Raw genomic sequence first — 18,800 nt, forward strand, 5'->3', positions numbered from 1 at the left:
GACGCCGTCCGGGTCCCCGGGGTCTGACCCCGGTGCGCGTCCGTACGGCTCACGCGCGGAGGATGTCGCCGGGAATCTCGTCGGGGATCCACGAGCCGTGGAATCCGGCCGGCACCCGGCGCGGCAGCCGTACGGACGCCACCTGGGCCAGGTCCGACGCGTCGAGCACGAGCAGCTCGGCGCCGTGCTCGGTGCCCGCGATCGACAGCAGCCAGCCCTCGTCCTCGGCCTTGGCGCCCGAGGCGGGGACGAACACGGCCTCGCCCGGCGAGCGTTCGCCCGTCGGGTGCGCCCGGCTCGTGCCGTTCGCGGTGTCGTACTTCACGATCGCGCCCTTGCTGACCGCGTAGATGTAACGGCTGGTCAGGCCGGTGCGCGTCTCGTTGATCGTGGGGAACTCGACGTCCAGGTCGTCGAGCGGCTCGTCCTTGGCGACGCCGGTGGCGGGGTCGAGCGTCCAGCGGTGCAGGGCCGCGCCCCCGGTGTGGGCGGCCGGGTTGACCGCACCGCCGATGGTCGGCCAGAAGCCGCAGAACGCCCCCGGAGAGTAGCGCACCGCGTCGACGACGAGGCGCCCGTGCTCGTCCTCGCTCGCGTTGCCCACGTGGAAGACGTAGCAGGGGTCGATCTCGAACCACCGCACGTCGCCGGTCCCGCGGCTCATCACGCCCAGCCGCGCGCCGTACGCGTCGTCCCACCGGTACGGCATGCCGCGGCCCACCAGGTCGAAGTCGAAGACGACCGGCAGGTCGAGCCACACCACGTGGTGCTTCGTGATCGCGAAGTCGTGGGCCATGGTGGGCTCGGGCACGTCCACCGGCCTGCTCTCCACCAGCTCGCCGGCCGCGGACAGGCGGTGGTAGGTGAGGTAGGGCTTGGCCCAGCCGTACCCGAAGAAGTGCAGCTCCCCGGTGATCGGGTCCTCCTTCGGGTGCGCGGTCATCGCCGTGGCCAGCCGCCCGCCGAAGTCGCAGGGGCCGACCGTGTCGAGCTCCGGCGTCATCTCGTACGGCAGGCCGTTCTCCACGAGCGCGAGGATCTTGTCGGCGTGCCGGATCACGTGGGTGTTGGCGGGGACGGCCGCGAGGTCGACGCCGCGCTCGTGCACGTACGGCGCGCCGGCGAAGCGGGTGGTGCGGACCCAGCGGTTGCGGTACCACTCGGCCCGTCCGTCGCGCAGCCGGACGCCGTGGAGCATCCCGTGACCGACGAACCAGTGCCCGGGGTCCTCCCCGGGGCGGGGGTTGGGCCCGTTGCGGAAGTAGCGGCCGGTGAGCTCGGGCGGGAGCGTGCCCTCGATCGGCAGGTCGATCGCGTCGATCTCGTCGGGCACGGGGGCGAGGCGGCCGCTCAGGTAGGAGGCGGTCATGGCGGTGATTCCCTTCAGGCGGCGTAGCGGGCGCGGACGATCTGGGGGTAGCGGATGGTGAACAGGGCCGGGAGTGCGAAGCCGCAGACCTTCACCGCGATGATCGCGGCGGTGGCGTGCGGGGCGAAGGCGAGCAGCAGGGCGAGTCCGACGGCGTTGAGGGTGAAGCCCACCGCCCACACGGCGGTGATGACGGCGTTGACGCGGTAGAACAGCGGGGTCGCGTGCACCTCGGGAGCGGTCGTCCGGCGGGCGATGCCCAGCGTGAACGGCTTGCGGACGGCCAGCGACCCCCAGGCGGTGAGCGCCAGCCAGCCCACCGAGACGGCCGGGCCGTACTCGCCGAAGGGCGCCGGCGTGACCGTGAACGCGGCGAGCGTCAGACCGGCGAAGAACACCCCCGAGCTGAGCTCGATGACCATCTCGTCCCAGCCACGACCCGCCCTGCGGTCGACGGCGAGCAGCACGATCGAGACGAGGAGCGCGGCCGCGGCTCCGAATCTGGCCTCACCGTTCGTGCTGAGAACGGCGAAGGCGATCCAGGGGAGGAAGGTGAGGACGTAACGGAGCACGGGGGGTTCCTTAGGTTCAACATTCCATTAGTGACATGTCGAAAGTAGAACCTCCGCTATCGACATGTCAACACAGGAATGTACGATCGGACCCATGAGCCTTCGTCATGCCATGCTCGGCCTTCTGTCGGCCGGGCCAGCCAGCGGCTACGACCTGCTGAAAACCTTCGAGCTGTCGCTGGAGAACGTCTGGCCCGCGACCCAGAGCCAGCTCTACGCCGAGCTCGGCCGGCTGGCCAAGGAAGGGCTGGTGCGGGTCGCGGCGGAGGGCCCGCGCGGGCGGAAGGAATACGAGATCACCGAGGAGGGCCGGGCCGAGCTGCGCCACTGGCTGGTCGAGGTGCCGCCCACCATGACCCGGCGCAGCGACATGCTGCTGCGGGTCTTCTTCCTCGACCAGGTCGGCACCGGCGCCGCCCGCGGCTACCTGGAGCGGCTCGCCGAGCGTGCCGTCCACGAGCACGACCAGCTCCTCGGCATCCGCGAGTTCGTCATCGGCCAGGGCGACGACGCGCTGCGGCTGTACGGCGACATCGCGCTGGAGTGGGGCCTGCGCCTGACCGCCGCGCAGCGCGACTGGGCCGAGTGGGCCGCCGGGCGGGTGGCGGCGCTGGAACAGCAGGACCCCTGCCCACGCTCCTGACGAGCACGACAACTCGGCATACATCGGATGGCGATCCGGCCGGGTCATGCTCCTGCCATACCGCGATCGGGGCGCGGTGCGGGGGAAGCGGGGCACAGCTCCGAGGGGCGCCGGCGGGGGCCGGTGCGGAGCCCGTGACCCGGCCGCGGCGTCCCGCAGCACGCGGGACGCCGCAAGTGGCACGGGGATGACATGGCGGACGGGGACGACCCATGGATCTGCACGGCTGGGACACGGTGACCACGCTGTCGGTGGAGTCCGTGAACCGGATGCTCGCCATCCGGCCGCGGACACCGGCCGACGAATTCTCCTTCGGGGGAGAGAACTTCGGCACGCCGTACAAGGGCTCTGCGCGTCTGGGGGCATGGCGCGTCCTGCCCGGCGACCCGGGAGACCTGCTGCGGCTGGCCCTGCCGATCGTCTCGGGAGGCGTCGCGGGGGGATCCGGCGACGTGATCGACCTCACCGGCGCCACCGCGGTGGTGACGGTCTCCCTCCAGCTCCTGCCGGGTGACGTGGGACGGCCCAGGGACCTCGTGTTCGACCTGACCAGGGCCGGCCGGCCGGGCGACGTGCCCGTGCCCGGCGTGGTCACCCCTGTGGCGCTCACCGGCCCGGCGAAGGTCCTCGACCGGCTCGGGAAGACCGGGCGGGACATCGTCGTGGGCGCCATCGCCGAGCACCTGGTCGAGCACGCCACCGCGCTGTCGTACGCGCTCGCCCAGGTCAACCTGGTCGCACCGGGCCAGGGCGGCCGGCTGGACCCGGTCCGGTCGGCGTTCTGCTACTCGCGTAGCCTCGCGCCCGACGACCCCGGGCACGTCGCGGTGCTGAGCGTCACCGACGGACGTGACGTCTCCCGGCTGCCCAGGGTCGTCGACCCGGAGCTGACCACCGGCGGCGGGGAGGTGACGTTCGCCGTGTCCCCGGAGCTGTTCCTGACCGAGATGGTCCGGCCCGGCCTGCCCGGGGTGTTCGGCGGCGACGCCTCCGTCGCGGACCTCGCGTACGATCCCGCCCTCCGGGCCGTACGCAACACGTCCACCTTCTCCACCAGGTCCCTGCATGAAGGGGCGATCTGGTACACACCGCGCGTGACGTCGCTGACGGTCGGGGTCGTCGGGGGCGAGCTGGCCATCCGGGTCGAGGGCGACTGCGATCTCAAGGCCGGCATCTCGATGACCTACTGGGTGACGAGCCAGTCCCGCATGGTCTTCGACCCCGCCTCCGCCCGTATCTCGTTCGTCTCCGACCACGAGCCGCGCAGCGGCTACCAGGCAGACGTTCCCTTCTGGTACATCCTCGGCGGGCCGGTGGTCGAGGGCGTCACCCAGCTGGTCGTCACGATCATCAGCAAGGACCTGGCCGGACGGCTCGGCTCCCAGGAGGGACCGGCCGGGCTGGACCGGTGGACCAGCAGCTCCGTGCAGTGGCGCGGAGCCCGCACCGTCGCCGTCGAGCGCGCGGCGCTCGACGGCTGTTTTCTCCTCAGCGGCCGCCTGGCCTGACGGCCGGCCCGCGATCATCGAGCATCCAGGGAGATGCCATGACACTGCCGATACCCCTCGACTCCCTCAGCTCCCTCGACTTAGACAAGAGCAGCCTGCTCCACCTCCAGCTGACCGACGCCGAGCTCAGCAAGGCACGCGAGGAGCAGGGACAGGCCCGGCTCGCATCGGCCGTCCCTGCCACCTCGGGGGCGACGTTCAGCACGGGCGGCTGGGACACGGTCTTCGCCATCCGGATCAGCGACGTCAACCGCGCCATCGCGGCGAACGCGGTCTCACCCACCACCTGGCGGGCGCGGGTCGAGGCCTCGGACTTCGGCCCCCAGATCGACGCGACCGGCACTTTCGGCACCTGGTCCGTAGCCGTCGGCGGCGGATCAGGAACGGACCTGCGCATGCACCTGCCGTTCACCGCCACGGTGACCGTGAACGGTAAGGACCACGTGGTCAAGGGCGGTGTCGCCTACGTGCTCGTCCATCTGATCTACCTGCCCGATCCCGGTACGCGGGGTCCCGGCTCCAAGGACCTCGTCGTCCGCACGACCGACCAGGGCCCGGACAGCCCCGTCGTCGAGGTGTCCTCGGTGACCTACTCCTCCCCGGCACCCGACGAGAACCTGGACCGCGCGCTCAAGGACGTCCTCGCGGTCTGGTGCAAGGACAACATCGCGGAGTTCAAGCACGTGTTCGCCACCGTCGACATCGGCAAGGTCGAGGGCGAGGGCGACTTCTCATGGCTGACCCCCACCTACACCGGGTACGCGTACGCCGCCGGCCCCACCCCTGACGACGCGCTGCTGGGCGTGCTCTGCATGACGGACGGCCGCGACGTCGCCGGGAAGGTCGAGGGTCTCGAGTCCGGTGCGCTTCCCGAGGGCGCGCGGGCCGGCCTCAGCATCTCGGCGGAGCGCTTCCTGGAGAAGATGGTCCTTCCCGGGGTTCAGTCCCACTTCCCCAAGGCCTCGCCGACGACGTTCCAGGTGACCAACCACAACACCCAGATCGAGGCCGTCGAGACCGTCAAGCTGGACCCGGTGCGGGTCGGGCTCGTCGACTATCACCCGGAGATGACGACCTTCCAGGTCACGGTGTCCGGAACCGAGATCGAGATCTACGCGTACGTGCACACGAACATCTCCCCAGGCATCGACGCCTACGCCGAGATCACCCACTACGCGACGCTGAAGCTGGGCACGAAGGCGGACGGCACCCAGTCCCTCACGTTCGTGGAGACGCGGGAGCCGAAGAAGAACGGCTGGTCCACCGTGGCGCCCTGGGTGCAGGGAACGGAGATCGCCGCCGACGTGATCCTCGCCGTCGTGAGCGCCGTCGTCTCCAACGTGGCGACCGCCGGCCGACGGATCGTGATCCGGGTGGTCATCGCGATCGTCGCGGCGGGGCTCATCGGGACCATCGCCGGAGTCCTGGAGAAGATCCCGGAGTGGATCGCCGGTGACGTGCCGGACGCGCTGCCCCCCATCGACCCGCTGGTGGAGAGCGCCACCCGCCCGTTCCGCTGGCCCAACGCGAAGAAGGAGTTCGCGCTCACCGCCGTCGGCCTCAACGGTGCGCTGCAGCTGAGCATCAACCCCGGGTTCCCCGACGCCTGACCACGGCCGGGACGAAGCGGGCGCCCCGCCTAGCTCTTTCCGCGGGGCGCCAGGCCGTGGAGCAGGGCGTCGAGCGCGCGGTCGAAGCGCTCCTGATGGTCCTCGGGGGTGCCGAGCCCGGCGCGCAGCGCCTCGACCAGGACGGGGTGCTCCCCCGGGTCCAGGCTCTCCATCACGCCGGTTACGTCCGGCTCGTCATGCCCGGGCGTACGTCCGGCCTCGGCCAGCGTGTGCCCCACGACGAACGTGGCCACCGCGTTGACGAGCTGAAGCCCCTCCAGCGCGCCGAACCCCTCGGCCCGCAGGGCGGCCGCCATCCGCTCCACGGTCGCCAGGCCGCCGGGCGCGAGCACCGGCCGGGTGGCGACCAGAGGCAGCAGGGCGGGGTGCGCGAGCAGCTCCCGCCGGATCGCGACCGCGAAGGCGCGCAGCCACTCCTGCCACGGGCCCACCGGCTCCACCGTGACCCGCGAGACCGCCATGTCGATCAGCCCGTCCAGGACGGCGTCCTTGTTCGGCACGTAGTAGTAGAGCGTCATCGCCTCCACGCCAAGCTCGGCGCCGAGCTTGCGCATCGACAGCGCCGCGATGCCCTCCCTGTCGACCAGGGCCAGCGCGGCGGCGAGCACCTTCTCCCTGGACAGTCCCACTCTCGGCATCGGTCCTCCCTTGACGCCTCTTACGCCGTAAGAATATCGTCGTCTTACACCGTAAGAAACGAAGGGGACACAATCATGAGCACCGCCGAGAAGACCGTCGTCCAAGGGCTGTTCGACGCCGTCAACGACCGGAGGCTGGGCGACCTGCGCCGCTATATGACCGACGACGTGATCGACCACAACAAGGTGATCCACGGGGAGCCCGACGAGCCGGGCGCGGCGTTCGACGCCATCGCCCAGCAGCTCGACGCGTTCGACCCGTTTCACCTGAAGGTCGAGGAGATGATCGGCGAGGGCGACCGGGTGGCCGTGCGGCTGACGATGTCGGGAGTGAACTCCGGCTCTCATCCCCGGATGCCGGAGCCCACCCACCGCTCGTTCACCGTCGAGGCGATCTTCATCCTCACCCTGCGGGAGGGGAAGATCTCCGAGATGCGCGCGGTGAGCGACCGCCTGGGCCTGTTCCTCCAGCTCGGCTGGGACTGGCCCGAGATCGACTGACCCGTGAAGCCGTCAGTGAGTGGCCATGTCCACGAAGCGGCTGTAGTGGCCCTGGAAGGCCACCGTGACCGTGGCCGTGGGACCGTTTCTGTGCTTGGCCACGATCAGGTCCGCCTCGCCCGCGCGCGGCGACTCCCGCTCGTACGCGTCCTCCCGGTGCAGCAGGATGACCATGTCGGCGTCCTGCTCGATGGAGCCCGATTCACGTAGGTCTGACACTTGTGGACGCTTGTCCGTACGCTGCTCGGGACCACGGTTGAGCTGAGAGATCGCGATGACCGGCACCTCGAGCTCCTTGGCCAGCAGCTTCAGGGCCCGGGACAGCTCCGAGACCTCCTGCTGGCGGCTCTCGGTCTTCTTGGGCGAGCTCATGAGCTGGAGATAGTCGACGATCACGAAGCGCAGGTCGTGACGCTGCTTGAGGCGGCGGCACTTGGCCCGGATCTCCATCATCGACATGTTCGGAGAGTCGTCGATGAACAGCGGCGCCTCGGCGACCTCGCCCATCCGGCGGGCCATCCGCGTCCAGTCGTCGTCGCTCATCATGCCCGAGCGCATCGTGTGCAGCGCCACCCGCGCCTCCGCCGAGAGCAGACGCATGGTGATCTCGTTGCGCGACATTTCCAGCGAGAAGACGACCGTGGTCATCCCATGCTTGATCGCCGCGGATCGGGCGAAATCCAGACCTAGGGTGCTTTTTCCGATCGCGGGGCGGGCGGCGACGACGATCATCTGGCCGGGGTGGAGGCCGTTGGTCAGGGCGTCGAGGTCCTGGAAGCCGGTCGGGACGCCGACCATCTGGCCGCCGCGGCTGCCGATGGCCTCGATCTCGTCCAGCGCCGACGGCATGATCTCCGACAGCGGGAGGTAGTCCTCGGACGTGCGGCGCTCGGTGACCTTGTAGATCTCGGCCTGCGCGCGGTCGACCAGGTCGTCGACCTCCTCGCCCTGGCCGCCGTACCCGTAGGAGACGATGCGGGTGCCAGCCTCGATGAGGCGGCGCAGGACGGCCTGCTCGCGGACGATCTTCGCGTAGTAGCCGGCGTTAGCGGCGGTGGGCACGATCGCGGTCAGCGTGTGCAGGTAGGCGCCGCCACCGACGCGCGCGACCTCGCCGCGCTTTTGCAGCTCGTCGAATACGGTCACCGAGTCGGCGGGCTCGCCCCGGCCGTACAGGTCGGTGATCACCTCGAAGACGATCTGGTGGGCCGGGCGGTAGAAGTCGTCGGCGCGCAGCACCTCGATGACGTCGGCGATGGCATCCTTGGACAGCAGCATGCCGCCCAGCACCGACTGCTCGGCCTCGATGTTGTGCGGCGGCGTCCGCTCGAACATCGAATCGGAGCCTCCCGGTCCCCCCGGGAAGTCGAGCACGCTCACCCTCACACCCCCTGCCCAGCGGTCACAGCATCCCCAACCCGGTGCGCAAGTCTCCCGAACCCCAGGGCCGGGCGGCAACTCGACCAGTGGACAACCCTGTGGACAACGTGTGCAGTCCGCTCCCCTGACATGTGAAAACCCTGGGGACGACCCTGTGGACAGCGATGTGACCACATCGGCGAAGGCCGCCCCCACCTGGGATTTCGATATCCACGGCCTGTGGAGGAAAGAAAGTCACCGGAGATTCGCGATACCGATCGAGCATGGCTCCGTAAGCCGCAAAATAGGCTTATGCCACTTACCTCCGGAACGGGACACGGCCGTGCCCACGACAGGGAGATCCTCAGACTCGCGATCCCGGCGTTCGGGGCACTGGTGGCCGAGCCGCTCTTCCTGCTCACCGACTCCGTCATCGTCGGCCACCTCCCCGATCCTGCGCTCGGCGCTCTCGGCGTGGCCAGCGCGGCCCTGTCGGCCCTCGTCGGGCTGTGCGTGTTCCTCGCGTACGCCACCACGGCCGCGGTCGCGCGGAGGCTGGGGGCGGGGGACGTCAGGCAGGCGATGCGCCAGGGGATGGACGGCCTGTGGCTGGCCGCGATCATCGGCCTGGCCGTCAGCGTGGCGTGCTGGCCTCTTGCGCCTTTTATCGTACACCTGTTCGGAGCGTCGGGCCAGCTCGCCGCGCAGGCCGTCACCTACCTGCGCATCAGCCTCCTGGGCACCCCCGGCATGCTGCTTGTCCTCGCCGGCACCGGCGTCCTGCGCGGGCTGCAGGACACCCGCACGCCGCTGGCCGTGTCGGTCGCGTCGTTCGCGCTGAACGCGCTGCTCAACATCTGGTTCGTGCTCGGCCTCGGCTGGGGGATCGCCGGATCGGCCTGGGGCACGGTCGCCGCGCAGTCCCTGGCCGCCGCGGTCTACCTCGCGCTGGTCGTGCGGACCGCCCGCGCGCACGGCGCCTCGCTGCTGCCCGACCTCGCCGGGGTGCGGGCCGCCGGCACCGCAGGGTTCGCCCTGGTCGTCCGTACGGCATGCCTGCAGGCCGTGCTCCTCGTCGCCACCTCGATCGCCACGCGGATGGGCGACGACCAGATCGGCGCGCACACGATCGCCGCCCGGATCTGGACGTTCCTCGCCTTCGCCCTCGACGCCATCGCGATCGCGGGGCAGGCCATCACGGGCCGCGCGCTGGGCGCGGGCGACACCGCGGGCACCCGGGCGGCCACCAGGCGCATGGTGATGTGGGGCGTCGGGTGCGGCGTCGTGTTCTGCGCGGCCGTCCTGCTGGCGCGCCCGCTCGTGCCTGCCCTGTTCGACGCGCGGGGCGCGGTGGCCGCCGAACTGCTCGCCGTGCTGTGGCCGGTCGCGCTCCTGCAGCCGGTCGCGGGCGTCGTGTTCGTGCTCGACGGGGTGCTCATCGGGGCCGGCGACCAGCGCTACCTCGCCTGGGCGGGCCTGTGGACGACGCTGGCCTACCTGCCGTTCGCCGCCGTCGCGGGCACCCTGGTCGCCCTGTGGCTCGCGCTCGGCGTCTGGATGGCCGCCCGGCTCGTCACGCTCGCCCTCCGCGCGTACGGCACCGCCTGGATGGTCACCGGCGCCTCGGGGACGGCTACCTGACTCACATGCGGCGGGCCTCCAGCACGCGCTGGAGGAACGCCCGGGTGCGGGGATGCTCGGGCGCGCTGAAGATCTGCTCGGGCGGGCCGCTCTCCAGCAGCACGCCGCCCTCCAGGAAACACACGGTGTCGGCGATGTCGCGGGCGAAGCCCATCTCGTGAGTGGCCAGGATCATCGTCATCCCGGTCTCCTTGAGCTCGCGGATCACGCCGAGCACCTCGGTGACCAGCGTGGGGTCGAGCGCGGAGGTGACCTCGTCGAGCAGGAGCAGGCGGGGGTTGGTCGCGACCGCGCGGATGACGGCGACCCGCTGCTGCTGGCCGCCGGACAGCCGGTCGGGGTACTCCCCCGCCTTGTCGGCCAGCCCGAACCGGTCGAGCAACTCCCTGGCCTGTTTCTCTGCCTCCTCCGCCCGCACGCCGTGCACCTTGCACGGCGCGAGCGTGATGTTCTCGAGCACGGTCATGTGCGGGAACAGGTTGTAGGCCTGGAACACCATGCCGATGCGGCGGCGCACGTCGTCGGCGTCGGCCCGCACGTCGGTGATCTCGGCGCCGTCCAGGTGGATCGCGCCGTCGTCGATCGTCTCCAGCAGGTTGACGCAGCGCAGCAGCGTCGACTTGCCCGAACCGGACGCGCCGATCAGGCAGACCACCTCGTGCGGGGCGACCTCCAGGTCGATCCCGCGCAGCACACTCAGCCCGTGGTAGTGCTTCCAGACGCCCTCGACCTTGAGCAGGCTCATGCCGTGCCGCCTCCCGTACGGCGCCGGGCGGCCCGCGCGGCGAGATGGTCGGTGAACCGCGCCATCGGCACGGTCAGCGCGATGAACAGCAGCGCGGCGGCCACATAGGGCGTGTAGTTGAAGTCGTATTGAGCATGGATCGAGGCTTGCCGCAGCGCCTCCAGCGGACCGAGCACGGTGACCAGCGCGGTGTCCTTCTGCAGCGAGGTGAAATCGTTGAGCAGCGGCGGGACCACTCGCCGGACGGCCTGCGGCAGCACCACATAACGCATGGTCTGACCCTGGCTCAGGGCCAGCGACCGCGCCGCCGCCCGCTGGCTCGGGTGCACCGACTCGATCCCCGCCCGGAACACCTCGGCGACGTACGCCCCGTAGGACAGCACGAGCGCGATGATGCCGAGCGTCACCGGGTCGCTCGGCGCGCCCTGCAACTGGAGCGCGGGAATGCCGAACCCGACCAGGTAGATGAGCAGGATGGTCGGGATGCCGCGGAAGACGTCGGTGTAGAGCACGGCCAGCGCGCGCAGCGGGAAGAACACCGGTGAGCGCAGGCCGCGCACCAGCGCGACGAGGAGCCCCAGCACCAGGATGAACACCTCGGCGATGAGGAAGATCTGGATGTTGAGCAGGAACCCGCGCAGCACGTCGGGGATCGCCTTGACGAACGCCTCGGGGCTGAAGAAGGTCTCCTGCACCCGCGGCCAGCCGGGCGACGTGGTGATCACGACGACCAGCGCGACCACCACGACGATCGTGGACGCGGTGGCGACCGACGTCGACCGCCGCGCCCGGCCACGCAGCTCCGCCTCCCGGCGGAGCTGCCGCTCGCTCTTCACCCAGACGGGCGATCCCGCGTCCTCCGGCATCCCCGGCGGCGCGGCGGCCTCTCCTTCGGTCACTTCAGCTCCGGGGCGCCCGCGGCGGCCGTCAACCACTGGCTCTCGATCTGGGCCAGCTCGCCGGACGACTTGACCTCGCCGAGCGCCTTGTCGACGCAGCTCACCAGCGGGCTGCCCTTCTGGAACAGCAGGCCGAACTCCTCGGGCTCGCCGCTGTTCGCGGCGAACTGGCCGACGATCTTCGAGCCCTTCACCTGGGCGGCGGTCACGTAGAAGGCCGTCGGCAGGTCGACGACGATGGCGTCGATCTGCTTGTTCTTCATCGCGTTGATCGCGTCGACCTGCTGGTTGAACACGCTCGGGTCGTGTGTGGGCTGGATGACCGACTGCACCGCCTGCAACGCGGTGGTGCCGGCCTGTACGCCGATCTTGGCGTCCTTCAGCTCGGCGAGGGTCGTGGCGGAGGCGAACTTCGTGCCGTCCAGCGCCACCACACCCTGCTTGACCGTGTAGTAGCCCTTGCTGAAGTCGACGGCCTTGGCCCGTCCCGGCGTGATGGAGATCTGGTTGATGTCGAAGTCGAACTGCTTCGGCCCGGGCGCGTACGACGAGTCGAACGGCACGACCGACCAGGCGACCTCGTCCTTGGTGAAGCCCATCTTCTGCGCCACCGCGTAGGCGACCGCGCTCTCGAAGCCCTGCCCGTTGGAGGGGTCGTCATCCTTGAACCACGGCTCGTACGCCGGCTTGTCGGTGCCGATCGTGAGCTTCCCGGGGGTGGTGAGCTTCAGGCTCTCCTTCGCGCACGCGTTCGCGGCGGCGGAGCCGGCCGGGCTCGCGGCGCTCGCGGTGGTGGAGGTGTCGTCCGCCGGAGCGCAGGCGGCGGCCGCCAGCACAAGGGCGCCGGACGCCAGCAGGAGTGAGGGACGGCGCATCACAGCCTCCATCAGAGGGTCTTTCCACGAAATCCGCTAAATCGGACGGCAAGATACTAGCGTTCCGTATAACCCGCGTTTACCTGAGGGGAATCGCCTCGTCGCCGGGCGCCCCGGAGAACCGCGAAGGGCCCCTCTCCGGCGGACGGAGAAGGGCCCTCGACGGAACTGCGGCGGGTGTCAGCCCGCTACCACCTCGACATCGAGGGTGGCGGCGACCTCCGGGTGCAGCCGGACGCTCACCTTGTGAGTGCCGACGCTCTTGATCGCGTTGCCGATCTCGATGCGGCGGCGGTCGAGCTGCGGACCGCCGGCGGCCTTGACAGCGTCGGCGATGTCGCCGGTCGTGACCGAGCCGAACAGCCGGCCCGAGTCGCCCGCGCGGGTCTTGAGCCGCACCTTGAGGGCGCCGAGCTGGCCGGCGACCTCCTTGGCGGAGCCCAGGTCGCGGATCTCGCGGGCGGCACGCGCCTTCTTCAGCGAGGCGATCTGCGACTCGGCGCCGCGGGTCCAGCGGATGGCGAAGCCACGCGGAATGAGGTAGTTGCGGCCATAGCCGTCCTTGACCTCGACGATGTCGCCGGGAGCGCCGAGGCCGGAGACCTCAGTGGTGAGGATGAGCTTCATTTGTCCTGAGTCTCCTTTCTCAGCGCGCGGTGCTCGTGTACGGCAGCAGGGCCATCTCACGGGCGTTCTTGATAGCGGTCGCCACGTCGCGCTGGTGCTGGGTGCAGTTGCCCGTCACCCGGCGGGCACGGATCTTGCCGCGGTCGGAGATGAACTTCCGCAGCAGCCCCGTGTCCTTGTAGTCGACGTAGGAGATCTTGTCGTGGCAGAAAAGGCAAACCTTCTTTTTAGGCTTGCGGATTGCCGGCTTCGCCATCGTGGTGCTCCTCTCAGAGCCCCGCATGTCGCGGGAATGGTCGCTCGGTTGTGTTTACGGTGGTGGGACCGGAAGGACCCGGTGACCTAGAAGGGCGGTTCGTCGCTGAAGTCGCCGCCGAAGCCGCCGCCGCCCTGCGGGCCGCCGAAGCCGCCGCCACCGCCGCCGGAGCCGTAGCCCCCCTGCGGGGCGGGCGCCGCGGTCGCCCACGGGTCGTTGGCCGGGCCGCCTCCGAAGCCGCCGCCACCGCCACCGCCCTGGCGGGAGGTCTTGTTGACCTTCGCCGTGGCGTTGCGCAGCGAGGGGCCGACCTCGTCGACCTCGACCTCGTAGACCGTGCGCTTCTCGCCTTCCTTGGTCTCGTACGACCGTTGGCGCAGCCGTCCCTGCACGATGACCCGCATGCCGCGCTGGAGGCTCTCGGCGACGTTCTCCGCCGCCTGCCGCCAGACGTTGCAGGTGAGGAACAGGCCCTCGCCGTCCTTCCACTCGTTGGTCTGCTTGTCGAGGAACCGCGGAGTGGACGCGATGCGGAACCGGGCCACGGCCTGCCCCGTCGGGGTGAAGCGCAGCTCCGGGTCGTCGACAAGATTGCCGACGATCGTGATCTGTGTGTCGCCTGCTGCCATCGGTCGCTTTCGCCTTCCTATCCCGTCAGCTGAGCCGTCAAGGGCTCAGAGTACGGCCCGGCCCCGACAAACCGCCGGGGCTTCGGGTTCTGCCTGTGGAGCTCAGTGGAGCTCGGGGCGGATGACCTTGGTGCGGAGGATGCCCTCGTTCAGGTTGAGCTGACGGTCCAGCTCCTTCACGGTGGCGGGCTCGGCGGTCAGGTCGACCACGGCGTAGATGCCCTCGGACTTCTTCGCGATGTCGTAGGACAGGCGGCGACGGCCCCAAACGTCGACCTTCTCCACGGTGCCGCCATCGTTGCGGACGACGGTGAGGAACTGGTCGAGCGACGGCTGCACGGTGCGCTCGTCGAGGGACGGGTCGAGAATGACCATCATCTCGTAGCGACGCATGTGTGATCCAACCTCCTCTGGACTCTTGCGGTCACGACGCCTTGCCGTGACAGGAGGACCCTGCGCTTCGCGCCGGGCGGCCATGCCCCCCGGCCTTTATCAGACGCAGTCGAATAAGGCTACCAGCCACTTGGCCATACCCGGCCCGGAGAGTGAAACTGGAGGTCGGAGAGGGGGTAGGCGCGATGCGACTCGCCATCGGCCGCAAGAGAAGGCACCCCGTTCACCTCACGCTGAACACGGACGGCAGGCCGCACCCGCGGGAGAACGCGATGACGATCGCGACGCTGGTGTGCGGCCTGGTGGCGTTCGTCACGGGCTTCATCGTGATGGCCCACATGATCGCGTCATGGGTGGGCGCGATCGGGTTCTGGGGCGGCCTGTACGCCCAGTTCGTCTCATCGACCACCAGACAGCGGGCACTGATCATCGTGGGGATCGTGGGGTCGTTCGTCGGCGCCGCGCTGGGCATCGCGCACGGGGGCTTCTTCCCCCGCGGATTCACCCTGCGCAACTGAAGCCCACGCGACCGGAACCCACGCGACCCAAGCCCACGCGACCGGAGCCCGGGCGGTCGAGGCGTCGCCGATCAGCCGCCGATGTGCAGATCGACGCCGAGCAGCACGAGGAACCACAGGAAGACCGCGATCAGAGCCTGGGCGACCTGCTTGAGGAGGGTGGGGGTGATGTAGTGGTGGAGCCAGGCCACGTAGAGACCGACGAGGATGTAGATGAGAAGGATGAAGCTGCCTAAGCGATATCTCATGCTCGTCTCCTTGACGACGAAGTAGTATCGCGCGCGGGTCATGGGGGCGCGCGACACGCGACTGCCCTGGTTCGCACTTTTGAAACAGCGTGTCCTCTTGAAACGCTCTTGGAGAGCGCATAGGGTTCGCCCTCCGCGTCCGGCAGCCCCTTGACACGCAAGCAACGGTGGAGGAACGGCATGGACAGCCACAGCGGCTCCCGCCCGCGGATCGGAGCCCACGTCGACCAGGACGACCCGCTGGCGCACGCGGCGGCCCGCGACGCCGACGTGGTGCAGTTCTTCCTCGGCGACCCCCAGGGCTGGAAGGGCCCGGCGACACCCGCCACCGCCGACGCCCTGCGCGCCTCGGACGTGGACGTCTACGTGCACGCGCCGTACGTCATCAACGTGGCCACCGCGAACAACCGCATCCGCATCCCGAGCCGCAAGCTGCTCGACTCGCACCTCAAGGCGGCGGCGGCCATCGGCGCCAAGGGCCTGATCGTCCACGGCGGGCACGTCAACGCCGGCGACGACCCGCAGACCGGCTTCGACAACTGGCGCAAGGTCTTCGAGCGCACCGACTGCCCGATCCCCGTGCTGATCGAGAACACGGCCGGCGGCGGCAACGCGATGGCGCGCAAACTGGAGCGCATCGCCCGGCTGTGGGACGCGGTGACGGCGGGGGCGCCGGATCCCTCGGTCGTCGGCTTCTGCCTGGACACCTGTCACTTCCACGCGGGCGGCGAGGAGCTCGCCGGGCTCGTGGAGCGGGTGAAGGCGATCACGGGCCGCATCGACCTCGTGCACTGCAACGACTCGAGGGACGCGTTCGACTCCGGGGCCGACCGCCACGCCAACCTCGGCAGCGGGCAGATCGACCCCGAGTCGATCCTGGAGGTCTGCCGCGCGGCGGGGGCGCCGATCGTGGTCGAGACGCCGTTCGAGGGCCAGGCCGACGACATCGCGTTCCTGCGCAAGCACCTGTAGACGCTCGTCCACACCCTGTGGATAACTCTGCGGATTGAAACCCTCAGGAAGCGGGTACGGCCGCCTGCACGTCTTGCTCCTCCCTCACCCGCCTGGGCCTGCGCGTGGCACGCCACAACTGCACGTACGACGTGACGGCGGCGGCCAGGAAGACGAGGTTGCGCAGGACCAGAACGATCGTCCCCGGCAGGGCGCCCGTCCAGCTGTAGTCCTGCTCCACCCAGGGATACATGATCCCCGTCAGCAGGGCGGCCACCATGACGAGCAGGGCGGCCGGCCGCTGCGTCGGGCCCGGCCGGTCGCGCCGCACCGACAGGATGACGGCGGCGATGCCGATCACCCACACGAGGTACTGCGGTGACAGCACCCGGCTGGTGGCGACCAGGAAGAGCACGGTGGTGAGGGCGGCGTCGTAGTACGACCGCGGGCTGGGGGCCGCGCGCAGCCACCACAGGCCGACCAGCGCCAGCGCCACGGGCGTGGCGGCCAGGCTCAGCATCGTCGCGACGCCCACGCCGCCGCCGACGGCCTCCATCGCGCCGTGCTGGTAGGTGGTGTAGCCGCCCCACCAGCCGAGGGCCCGGGCGAGCGCGAACGGCGTGGCGGCCAGCGACTCGATCTGCAGCCCCCGCTCCTCCTGCGCGGTCAGGAAGTCCAGCGCGTGCGGCAGGGTCAGGGCGGCCGCGCCGCACCCCGCCACCGCGACGACGAGTGTGAGCCCCGACGCGGTCAGCAGTTCGCGCCACCGCCGCAGGCCGGCCAGCAGCGCGATCGGCCACACCTTCACGAGGAGCCCGACGCCGATGAGCGACCCGCGCACCGCCGGGTTGGCCGACGCCGTCAGCGCGAGCACCGCCACGAGCGTGACCATGACGTCATACCGGGAGACGAGCACCGGGCCGAGCAGCGCCGCGCCCACGGTCCACGCCCACGGGCCCGTACGGCCGCCGCCGCGGCGGGAGGCCGAGAACCGCCACAGCAGGAGCAGGATCGCGAGGTCGCACAGCACCGCCAGCAGGTAGAAGGCGACGTGGTAGCCCAGCGGCAGCAGGCGCGGGGCGAGCAGCGGCAGCGCCGCGAACGGCGGATACTGCCACTTCTCGTCACCCGCGGGGAACTCCCCCTCCATCAGGACGCCGGACCAGTAGCGGTAGAGGGTGACGTCGTTCCTGAACGACTCGCCGTGCCCGGTCGGGATCGTCTGGGTCGCGACGAGGAGGAGGATTCCCCTGGTCGCGGCCCACACCAGCAGCAGGAGCCATGGTGGCCTCCGGCGCATCGCGTATCCCCCGTTCGTCGCGCACACTCTCACGCGACGCTACGCGATGCCTCCGCTGGGACGGCTCCTGACCACGCCGCGACGGGCGCGAAATCCGATGTAACTTTCAGGCGCTCACGCCGTCTCCGGCTGCTGCCGCGCGCCCCGAGCGAGGAGCGAGCGGCGCAGCACGAGACGGTCCTCGGCGTGGTCGAACACCCCGCCCGACGGGTCGTCGGCCTCCCCCTGGCGTACGACGTCGTGCTCGGGCCGCAGGATGTCGCGGACGACGAGCGCCATGAGGACGACGATGGTCAGCGCCCGGGCCCAGACCGACAGGAAGTAGGGGTCGTCGCCGATGCCCTCCCCGGCGTGGTCGGGATACTGGCTGACCAGGTAGAGCCAGATCGAGAAGAAGTACCAGCACTCGGCGACCTGCCAGGCGGCCAGCGCGCCCCACCTCGGCCTGGCCAGCACCGCGAACGGCACCAGCCACAGGACATACTGCGGCGACCACACCTTGTTGGTGATCATGAAGGCGGCCAGGGCCAGGAAGCACAGCTGCATCAGGCGTGGCCGGCGCGGCGCGGCGAGCGCCAGCACGGCGACGCCCAGCAGCAGCACCGCCAGCGCGGCCATGGCCATGGTGTTCAGCTTCTCGGAGTCGCCGAGAAAGGCCAGGAAACCGGGCCTTTCCATGCCGAACCACTGGGTCTTCTGGAAGAAGAACCACAGCCCGCCCCAGTCGGCGCCGCGCTCGCTGCTGAACGCGTAGAACTTCTTCCAGCCCTCGAAGTTGACCATCATGATCGGCACGTTCACCAGCAGCCACGCGGCCGCGGCCGCGGCGACGGTCTTGAGGAACGGCACCCACTTCGCCGTACGCACCGTGAGCAGGAACAACGCGCCGAAGAACATCAGCGGATAGAACTTGGTGGCCACGGCCAGCGACAGCAGCACGCCCGCGAGCCACGGCCGGTGACGGGCCCAGGCCAGCAGGCCGCCGAGCGCGAGGGCCCCCGCGGCCAGGTCCCAGTTGATGTACGCGCAGAGGATGACGGCCGGGCCGATCGCGTACCAGAGGGCGTCCCAGCGGCGGGCCGGGCCGGCCAGCGCCGCCGTCAGCAGCACGCCCGCGACCAGCGCGATCCCCATCAGGACCACGGTGACGTCGTAGAACACGACCCCGTCACCGTGCGCGAGCCTGCGGGCGAACTCCATGATCCCGCCGATGCCCACCGGGTATTCGACCGGATAGTCGACGTACGGGATCTTGCCCTCGTTGAGCTTCTCGGTCCAGAACAGCGGATAGATGTCGGTGTAGCAGAAGTTCGTGAACTGCCCGACACCGCCGTTCCAGGCTCCGCCGAACCGGCAGGGATACTTCCACAGATACGCGAGAACGGCGCCGAGCCCCGCGAGAAGCCCGAGAGGCAGGTACGGCACCGCCCGCGCGGCGACCCCGGGCAGCGGGGCGGAGTCGTTCGTGGTCCGGGTCGTCATGCTCGGTATTGCACC

The 18,800-nt window shown here is 70.1% G+C and carries 21 protein-coding genes; 7 read left to right on the top strand and 14 right to left on the bottom strand.

Translation table 11 applies throughout. From position 1 onward, the window contains the following. Window positions 1-49: 49 nt before the first annotated feature. Window positions 50-1,369: a carotenoid oxygenase family protein gene (locus HHX35_RS28455; protein ID WP_182901764.1), complete on the bottom strand. Its 1,320-nt coding sequence runs from the start codon at window positions 1,367-1,369 to the stop codon at window positions 50-52. A 14-nt stretch (window positions 1,370-1,383) separates the two neighbouring features. Then, complete coding sequence (locus HHX35_RS28460; RefSeq protein WP_182901765.1) at window positions 1,384-1,941, bottom strand: hypothetical protein; 558 nt, start codon at window positions 1,939-1,941, stop codon at window positions 1,384-1,386. Window positions 1,942-2,035: 94 nt separating this feature from the next. Here HHX35_RS28460 and HHX35_RS28465 point away from each other — a divergent pair, with 94 nt between their 5' ends. The 3 genes from HHX35_RS28465 (at window position 2,036) to HHX35_RS28475 (ending at window position 5,702) form a co-directional block, all read left to right on the top strand. Next, window positions 2,036-2,584 (top strand): PadR family transcriptional regulator, encoded by a 549-nt coding sequence (locus tag HHX35_RS28465; RefSeq protein ID WP_182901766.1) that lies wholly within the window; start codon window positions 2,036-2,038, stop codon window positions 2,582-2,584. A gap of 212 nt (window positions 2,585-2,796) precedes the next feature. Next, window positions 2,797-4,092, top strand: a complete 1,296-nt coding sequence (locus HHX35_RS28470) for a TULIP family P47-like protein (protein WP_182901767.1) — start codon at window positions 2,797-2,799, stop codon at window positions 4,090-4,092. Between the two features lie 38 nt (window positions 4,093-4,130). Beyond that, entirely contained in the window at window positions 4,131-5,702 is a 1,572-nt protein-coding gene (locus HHX35_RS28475) for a TULIP family P47-like protein (protein ID WP_182901768.1), read from the top strand. Between the two features lie 29 nt (window positions 5,703-5,731). Here HHX35_RS28475 and HHX35_RS28480 read toward each other — a convergent pair whose 3' ends face one another. Beyond that, a complete protein-coding gene (locus HHX35_RS28480; RefSeq protein WP_182901769.1) occupies window positions 5,732-6,361 on the bottom strand; it encodes a TetR/AcrR family transcriptional regulator C-terminal domain-containing protein in 630 nt (209 codons plus the stop codon). A 75-nt stretch (window positions 6,362-6,436) separates the two neighbouring features. Between HHX35_RS28480 and HHX35_RS28485 the strand changes: the two genes are divergently transcribed. Then, window positions 6,437-6,862, top strand: a complete 426-nt coding sequence (locus tag HHX35_RS28485) for an ester cyclase (RefSeq protein WP_182901770.1) — start codon at window positions 6,437-6,439, stop codon at window positions 6,860-6,862. 12 nt (window positions 6,863-6,874) lie between these two features. On the opposite strand, the gene dnaB is transcribed toward HHX35_RS28485, so the two are convergent. Then, window positions 6,875-8,197 carry a replicative DNA helicase gene (gene dnaB / locus HHX35_RS28490; protein WP_139575704.1) on the bottom strand — a complete coding sequence of 441 codons (1,323 nt, stop codon included), beginning with the start codon at window positions 8,195-8,197 and terminating at the stop codon, window positions 6,875-6,877. A gap of 336 nt (window positions 8,198-8,533) precedes the next feature. Between dnaB and HHX35_RS28495 the strand changes: the two genes are divergently transcribed. Next, the gene (locus HHX35_RS28495) at window positions 8,534-9,862 is read left to right on the top strand and encodes an MATE family efflux transporter (protein ID WP_182901771.1); all 1,329 of its coding nucleotides are present in this window, start codon (window positions 8,534-8,536) and stop codon (window positions 9,860-9,862) included. A 1-nt stretch (window position 9,863) separates the two neighbouring features. Here the strand turns inward: HHX35_RS28495 and HHX35_RS28500 are convergent, their stop codons facing one another. The 7 genes from HHX35_RS28500 to rpsF all read right to left on the bottom strand — a co-directional run bounded on the left by HHX35_RS28500 (window position 9,864) and on the right by rpsF (window position 14,286). Beyond that, window positions 9,864-10,607 carry an amino acid ABC transporter ATP-binding protein gene (locus HHX35_RS28500; RefSeq protein WP_220505983.1) on the bottom strand — a complete coding sequence of 248 codons (744 nt, stop codon included), beginning with the start codon at window positions 10,605-10,607 and terminating at the stop codon, window positions 9,864-9,866. Continuing rightward, window positions 10,604-11,506, bottom strand: a complete 903-nt coding sequence (locus HHX35_RS28505; protein WP_310739359.1) for an amino acid ABC transporter permease — start codon at window positions 11,504-11,506, stop codon at window positions 10,604-10,606. Before HHX35_RS28505 ends, HHX35_RS28500 begins: the two co-directional genes overlap by 4 nt. Then, the gene (locus HHX35_RS28510; RefSeq protein ID WP_182901772.1) at window positions 11,503-12,381 is read right to left on the bottom strand and encodes an ABC transporter substrate-binding protein; all 879 of its coding nucleotides are present in this window, start codon (window positions 12,379-12,381) and stop codon (window positions 11,503-11,505) included. The genes HHX35_RS28505 and HHX35_RS28510 overlap by 4 nt, the downstream gene beginning before the upstream one ends. 180 nt (window positions 12,382-12,561) lie before the next feature. Then, on the bottom strand, window positions 12,562-13,008 hold the full coding sequence (rplI, locus tag HHX35_RS28515) for a 50S ribosomal protein L9 (protein WP_139575488.1): 447 nt from the start codon (window positions 13,006-13,008) through the stop codon (window positions 12,562-12,564). Between the two features lie 19 nt (window positions 13,009-13,027). Next, window positions 13,028-13,264, bottom strand: a complete 237-nt coding sequence (gene rpsR, locus HHX35_RS28520) for a 30S ribosomal protein S18 (protein WP_030508621.1) — start codon at window positions 13,262-13,264, stop codon at window positions 13,028-13,030. An 86-nt stretch (window positions 13,265-13,350) separates the two neighbouring features. Further along, window positions 13,351-13,893, bottom strand: coding sequence for a single-stranded DNA-binding protein (locus HHX35_RS28525; protein ID WP_182901773.1), 543 nt, complete (start codon window positions 13,891-13,893; stop codon window positions 13,351-13,353). A gap of 102 nt (window positions 13,894-13,995) precedes the next feature. Beyond that, window positions 13,996-14,286, bottom strand: a complete 291-nt coding sequence (rpsF, locus tag HHX35_RS28530; protein WP_030508619.1) for a 30S ribosomal protein S6 — start codon at window positions 14,284-14,286, stop codon at window positions 13,996-13,998. Between the two features lie 185 nt (window positions 14,287-14,471). On the opposite strand from rpsF, the gene HHX35_RS28535 reads away from it, so the two are divergent. After that, the gene (locus tag HHX35_RS28535; protein WP_139575486.1) at window positions 14,472-14,804 is read left to right on the top strand and encodes a hypothetical protein; all 333 of its coding nucleotides are present in this window, start codon (window positions 14,472-14,474) and stop codon (window positions 14,802-14,804) included. A 71-nt stretch (window positions 14,805-14,875) separates the two neighbouring features. Here the strand turns inward: HHX35_RS28535 and HHX35_RS28540 are convergent, their stop codons facing one another. Then, window positions 14,876-15,052, bottom strand: coding sequence for a hypothetical protein (locus HHX35_RS28540; RefSeq protein WP_167530482.1), 177 nt, complete (start codon window positions 15,050-15,052; stop codon window positions 14,876-14,878). 180 nt (window positions 15,053-15,232) lie between these two features. On the opposite strand from HHX35_RS28540, the gene HHX35_RS28545 reads away from it, so the two are divergent. Continuing rightward, window positions 15,233-16,024, top strand: coding sequence for a deoxyribonuclease IV (locus HHX35_RS28545; RefSeq protein ID WP_182901774.1), 792 nt, complete (start codon window positions 15,233-15,235; stop codon window positions 16,022-16,024). A 43-nt stretch (window positions 16,025-16,067) separates the two neighbouring features. Here HHX35_RS28545 and HHX35_RS28550 read toward each other — a convergent pair whose 3' ends face one another. Both HHX35_RS28550 and HHX35_RS28555 read right to left on the bottom strand, forming a co-directional pair. Continuing rightward, window positions 16,068-17,303, bottom strand: coding sequence for a glycosyltransferase 87 family protein (locus HHX35_RS28550; protein ID WP_182901775.1), 1,236 nt, complete (start codon window positions 17,301-17,303; stop codon window positions 16,068-16,070). A gap of 114 nt (window positions 17,304-17,417) precedes the next feature. Beyond that, window positions 17,418-18,785 (bottom strand): glycosyltransferase family 87 protein, encoded by a 1,368-nt coding sequence (locus HHX35_RS28555; protein WP_182901776.1) that lies wholly within the window; start codon window positions 18,783-18,785, stop codon window positions 17,418-17,420. Window positions 18,786-18,800 lie beyond the last annotated feature (15 nt).

Source organism: Microbispora sp. H10830, from assembly GCF_014161375.1.
Classification (GTDB): domain Bacteria; phylum Actinomycetota; class Actinomycetes; order Streptosporangiales; family Streptosporangiaceae; genus Microbispora; species Microbispora catharanthi.

Coding starts and splice junctions, on each gene's coding strand:
- HHX35_RS28455 (WP_182901764.1), bottom strand. CDS start 1,369: ATGACCGCCTCCTACCTGAGCGGCCGCCTCGCCCCCGTGCCCGACGAG.
- HHX35_RS28465 (WP_182901766.1), top strand. CDS start 2,036: ATGAGCCTTCGTCATGCCATGCTCGGCCTTCTGTCGGCCGGGCCAGCC.
- HHX35_RS28470 (WP_182901767.1), top strand. CDS start 2,797: ATGGATCTGCACGGCTGGGACACGGTGACCACGCTGTCGGTGGAGTCC.
- HHX35_RS28475 (WP_182901768.1), top strand. CDS start 4,131: ATGACACTGCCGATACCCCTCGACTCCCTCAGCTCCCTCGACTTAGAC.
- HHX35_RS28480 (WP_182901769.1), bottom strand. CDS start 6,361: ATGCCGAGAGTGGGACTGTCCAGGGAGAAGGTGCTCGCCGCCGCGCTG.
- HHX35_RS28485 (WP_182901770.1), top strand. CDS start 6,437: ATGAGCACCGCCGAGAAGACCGTCGTCCAAGGGCTGTTCGACGCCGTC.
- dnaB (WP_139575704.1), bottom strand. CDS start 8,197: ATGTTCGAGCGGACGCCGCCGCACAACATCGAGGCCGAGCAGTCGGTG.
- HHX35_RS28495 (WP_182901771.1), top strand. CDS start 8,534: ATGCCACTTACCTCCGGAACGGGACACGGCCGTGCCCACGACAGGGAG.
- HHX35_RS28500 (WP_220505983.1), bottom strand. CDS start 10,607: ATGAGCCTGCTCAAGGTCGAGGGCGTCTGGAAGCACTACCACGGGCTG.
- HHX35_RS28510 (WP_182901772.1), bottom strand. CDS start 12,381: ATGCGCCGTCCCTCACTCCTGCTGGCGTCCGGCGCCCTTGTGCTGGCG.
- rplI (WP_139575488.1), bottom strand. CDS start 13,008: ATGAAGCTCATCCTCACCACTGAGGTCTCCGGCCTCGGCGCTCCCGGC.
- rpsR (WP_030508621.1), bottom strand. CDS start 13,264: ATGGCGAAGCCGGCAATCCGCAAGCCTAAAAAGAAGGTTTGCCTTTTC.
- HHX35_RS28525 (WP_182901773.1), bottom strand. CDS start 13,893: ATGGCAGCAGGCGACACACAGATCACGATCGTCGGCAATCTTGTCGAC.
- rpsF (WP_030508619.1), bottom strand. CDS start 14,286: ATGCGTCGCTACGAGATGATGGTCATTCTCGACCCGTCCCTCGACGAG.
- HHX35_RS28535 (WP_139575486.1), top strand. CDS start 14,472: ATGCGACTCGCCATCGGCCGCAAGAGAAGGCACCCCGTTCACCTCACG.
- HHX35_RS28540 (WP_167530482.1), bottom strand. CDS start 15,052: ATGAGATATCGCTTAGGCAGCTTCATCCTTCTCATCTACATCCTCGTC.
- HHX35_RS28545 (WP_182901774.1), top strand. CDS start 15,233: ATGGACAGCCACAGCGGCTCCCGCCCGCGGATCGGAGCCCACGTCGAC.
- HHX35_RS28550 (WP_182901775.1), bottom strand. CDS start 17,303: ATGCGCCGGAGGCCACCATGGCTCCTGCTGCTGGTGTGGGCCGCGACC.
- HHX35_RS28555 (WP_182901776.1), bottom strand. CDS start 18,785: ATGACGACCCGGACCACGAACGACTCCGCCCCGCTGCCCGGGGTCGCC.